A 4,384-nucleotide genomic window follows, 5' to 3' on the forward strand; every position below is an offset into this window, starting at 1 on the left:
ATGGAAAATTAGGTACCCAATAAGGTCCCTTGGATACCTGAAAGAACAAAAATTGGAAAAAGAGGTACCCAATGAAGCCTCTTGGATACCTGGATGAAAAAATGGATAAGGATGTTCTCCAAGAACCATTCAATTCGTTTTTTATTCCCGAATGGTCATTAGAAGCCTCCAAGATGCATAGCTACAATGGTTACAAAAATAGATTTTAGAAAGGAGGATATTGGATGAAAGACCTTGACTACATGGCATTAGCCATCAACCTGGCGAAAGCAACAACAGGACAAACATCTCCTAATCCGCATGTCGGAGCCGTTGTGGTTAAAGATAATCAGATTGTAGGAATGGGGGCACACCTAAAGGCGGGAGAGCCTCATGCTGAGGTACATGCTATTCGAATGGCGGGTGACAAAACCTTTGGTGCGACACTTTATGTAACACTTGAACCATGCAGTCATTTTGGCAAGACACCTCCTTGTTCAAATTTAGTCATTGAATCGGGGATTAAGAGGGTCTTTGTCGCTTCGATGGACCCCAATCCGCTTGTAGCTGGCGGAGGGATTAAAAAGATGCAGGCAGCTGGAATAGAGGTAGAAGCAGGATTATTGAAGGATGAAGCTGAAGCGCTAAATAAGGTGTTTTTTCATTACATAAATACTGGCTTGCCTTATGTAACTTTGAAAACAGCCACAAGCCTTGACGGAAAGACTGCAACCACAGCTGGTGAAAGTAAATGGATCACTAGCGAAGAGTCAAGGAAGGATGTTCACCAGTTTCGTCACACTCATGATGCTATTTTGGTAGGTGTCAATACAGTGATCAAGGATAATCCAAGCCTGACAGCCAGGATTGAAGGGGGAGGCAAGAATCCAATCAGGGTGATTCTCGACACGAACCTGAGAACTCCTTTAGAATCCAGAGTCGTCTACGATAATGAAGCAAAAACCATTATTGTGACAGGGTGTGAGGCAGATCCTGATCAAATCAAAAAGTTCGCTGAAAATGGAGTTGAAATTATAACGCTCGAAACACCAACGATTCAGATTCTCGATATGCTCAAAAAGCTTGGTGAACGAGGACTCTCTTCTGTCTATGTTGAAGGCGGCGCTGAAGTTCATGGCAGCTTTTTAAAGGAAAAGGCTTTTCAGCAAGTCGTTACGTATATTGCCCCAAGACTGATCGGAGGGAAAACAGCTCCTGCTGCCTTCGGAGGGGAAGGAATAGCACATCTGGAGGACACCGTTTCTTTGGAAATAAAAGATGTGAAGAAGATTGGACAGGATATAAGGATTATTTCGGAGCCTGTCCCGGAAGGAGGTTAAATAGATGTTCACGGGAATCATTGAAGAAATAGGAGCTATTGCTAATATCCAACACACCGGTGAGTCATTCGTCCTGACAATCGATGCAAGCAAGGTATTAACCGATGTCAATCTGGGCGACAGCATAGCAATAAATGGAGTATGTCTTACCGTCACTTCTTTTTCAAAGAGTCGCTTTACAGTCGATGTGATGCCTGAAACAGTCAAAGCGACCAGCTTGAAAACAGTAAAACGTGGATCTAAGGTGAATCTTGAGAGGGCGATGGCCGCAGGCGGAAGATTCGGGGGACATTTTGTAGCCGGCCATGTTGATGGAGTAGGTGTAATAAAAGGAAAAAGGCAATTTGAAAATGCCGTTTATTATGAAATAGAAACAGAACCTGAATTACTCAAATACATTATTTTAAAAGGCTCTGTAGCTGTAGATGGTACAAGCTTGACGGTGTTTGGTGTTTCGGAAGAGAGTTTTACATTATCATTGATTCCCCATACTTTATCCGAGACAGTTTTGGGTTTTAAGGGTACCGGTGATATTGTTAACATCGAGTGTGACATGATTGGAAAGTATGTAGGGCACTTTTTAAATAACCAGGCTGCCGCGGGAGCACCAAAACGAGGCAATACTATTTCTGCCCAATTTTTAGAGGAAAATGGGTTTATGTGAGGATGATGAAAATGTTTGATCCAATCGAAGAAGCGATATATGAGCTTATGCAGGGGAATGTCGTCATCGTTTGTGATGATGAAGACCGTGAAAATGAAGGAGATTTTATCGCATTGGCTGAAAAGGCTACCCCTGATGTTATCAATTTCATGGCGACACATGGAAGAGGATTGATCTGTGTCCCTATAGAAACAGATTTGGCTCAAAAGCTGGATTTAATGCCGATGGTCTCACGCAACACCGACCCTCATGGGACAGCGTTTACGGTAAGTGTTGACCACAAGTTTTCAACAACTGGCATATCAGCCTATGAAAGGTCGGCAACTGTTCTAAGTATGCTTGACCCTGAATCGAAGGGTGCAGATTTTAAAAGGCCTGGTCATATTTTTCCGCTTGTTGCAAAAAAAGGCGGAGTCTTGAGAAGAGCTGGCCATACAGAAGCAGCAGTGGATTTAGCAAAATTATGCGGAGCAAAGCCAGCAGGCGTCATCTGTGAAATCATGAATGAGGATGGGACAATGGCTCGTGTCCCACAGCTTCGGAAAATCGCCGATCAATTCGAATTAAAAATGATCACGATTAAAGATTTGATTCAATATCGGAACAGGAAAGATCAATTGATCAAGAGAGAAGTTGAAATCAATCTTCCGACTGAATTTGGAATTTTCAAGGCGGTAGGTTATTCAAATCTTGTAGATGATAAAGAACATATTGCTTTGGTAAAAGGGGAAATCGATCCCGACAAGCCGGTACTAGTAAGAGTGCACTCAGAATGTTTGACTGGAGATGTATTTGGCTCCTACCGCTGCGATTGCGGGCCGCAGCTCCATGCAGCATTGAGGCAAATTAATGAAGAAGGCACGGGAGTCCTGCTTTACTTGCGCCAGGAAGGAAGAGGCATTGGACTTATGAACAAGCTCAGAGCCTACAAGCTCCAGGAAGAAGGCTATGACACGGTGGAGGCTAATGAAAAACTAGGATTTGGAGCCGATTTGCGTGAGTATGGAATTGGTGCACAAATTCTAAAAGACCTTGGCATTAAGCAAATCAAACTTCTGACCAATAACCCAAGAAAAATAAAAGGGCTGAAGGGTTATGACCTTGAGGTTGTCGACAGGGTGCCGATCCAGATGGAAACACGTGAAGAAAATGAAAATTACTTAAAAACAAAGCACAGCAAGTTAGGTCATTTACTTAAATTTTAAATATGGAGGAATAGAAATGAACAAAACATTCGAAGGAAATTTAGTAGGTACAGGACTTAAGGTCGGAATTGTAGTTGGACGTTTTAACGAATTTATCACAAGCAAATTATTGGGCGGTGCACTTGATGCGTTAAAAAGACATGGAGTTGAAGAAGGCAATGTGGACGTAGCATGGGTACCTGGAGCCTTCGAAATTCCGTTAATTGCACAGAAACTAGCTAAAGCGGGAAGTATGATGCAGTCATCACATTAGGAACTGTTATTCGCGGTTCCACTCCACACTTTGACTATGTCTGCAATGAGACAGCCAAAGGGGTTTCTTCTACAGCGTTAAATACCGGCATTCCTGTTATTTTCGGAGTGCTGACCACTGATACAATCGAGCAGGCGATCGAGCGTGCCGGAACTAAAGCAGGAAATAAAGGCTGGGACGCAGCTACATCCGCCATTGAAATGGCTAATTTAGTCAGGGATATTGAAATGTAAAAATGCTATATGGATTAAGCTGCAGGCGATGCCTGTGGCTTTTTTTTATGTTCAACCTCAAGTTTTTATGTCCAAACACCCATAATTCTTCCATTTAATTTAAAATCCTTGCCCCAGATTGTTAATAATTTGTTCATAAATTCTGGATAAGATGAAAACAAGTAAACAGGATGAAGCAAATAAGGAGGAATAACCATGAATGAATTTGAACAGCGTTATCGGTATCCGGAAGCTGAGCCGGTGAAAAAAGCGAGTAAATGGAAGAGTGTTTTATCAACAGTTACGGCGGGAGTGATTGGTTCTGCTCTGACACTTGCGGCTGTCAATTATACAGATTTAGATTTAGGAAATAAGGTACAAGCTCCTGCTGAGAATGCTGCAGATGGGCTAAACAGTAACAACTCTACAAATATTGTTACGACGCCTGCTTCTGCAAAAAGTTCGGTGTCAATGGCAGATATTATTGAGGCATCTTCGAAGTCAATTGTCGGCATCACCAATTTCCAGCAGCAAAACAGCCCATTTTCAAGCAGTCAGGGCGCTGTAGAAAGTGGTTCAGGCTCTGGGGTGATTTTTAAAAAATCAGGCGGCAGTGCTTATATCGTGACCAATAATCATGTGATTGAAGGGGCATCCAAAGTTGAAGTCTCACTCTATAACGGTGAAAAAGTAGCAGCTGAGGTTGTCGGCGCGGATGCATTGACTGATTT

General features: G+C 42.6%; 4 protein-coding genes and 1 pseudogene. All 5 read left to right on the forward strand.

Annotated elements, in window-relative coordinates; translation table 11 throughout:
- Nucleotides 1-224: 224 nt before the first annotated feature.
- Complete coding sequence (gene ribD / locus WB217_RS03760; RefSeq protein WP_423990775.1) at nt 225-1,319, forward strand: bifunctional diaminohydroxyphosphoribosylaminopyrimidine deaminase/5-amino-6-(5-phosphoribosylamino)uracil reductase RibD; 1,095 nt, start codon at nt 225-227, stop codon at nt 1,317-1,319.
- Between the two features lie 4 nt (nt 1,320-1,323).
- Nucleotides 1,324-1,983, forward strand: coding sequence for a riboflavin synthase (ribE, locus tag WB217_RS03765; protein WP_423990777.1), 660 nt, complete (start codon nt 1,324-1,326; stop codon nt 1,981-1,983).
- Between the two features lie 11 nt (nt 1,984-1,994).
- Nucleotides 1,995-3,188, forward strand: coding sequence for a bifunctional 3,4-dihydroxy-2-butanone-4-phosphate synthase/GTP cyclohydrolase II (locus tag WB217_RS03770; RefSeq protein ID WP_423990779.1), 1,194 nt, complete (start codon nt 1,995-1,997; stop codon nt 3,186-3,188).
- A gap of 16 nt (nt 3,189-3,204) precedes the next feature.
- A pseudogene (ribE, locus tag WB217_RS03775) lies at nt 3,205-3,674 on the forward strand (6,7-dimethyl-8-ribityllumazine synthase).
- Nucleotides 3,675-3,869: 195 nt separating this feature from the next.
- A partial coding sequence (locus WB217_RS03780; RefSeq protein WP_423990781.1) for a trypsin-like peptidase domain-containing protein occupies nt 3,870-4,384 on the forward strand: 515 nt, incomplete at its 3' end.

It is taken from the genome of Mesobacillus sp. (assembly GCF_049588175.1).
Taxonomy (GTDB): Bacteria; Bacillota; Bacilli; order Bacillales; family Cytobacillaceae; genus Mesobacillus.

Coding starts and splice junctions, on each gene's coding strand:
- ribD (WP_423990775.1), top strand. CDS start 225: ATGAAAGACCTTGACTACATGGCATTAGCCATCAACCTGGCGAAAGCA.
- ribE (WP_423990777.1), top strand. CDS start 1,324: ATGTTCACGGGAATCATTGAAGAAATAGGAGCTATTGCTAATATCCAA.
- WB217_RS03770 (WP_423990779.1), top strand. CDS start 1,995: ATGTTTGATCCAATCGAAGAAGCGATATATGAGCTTATGCAGGGGAAT.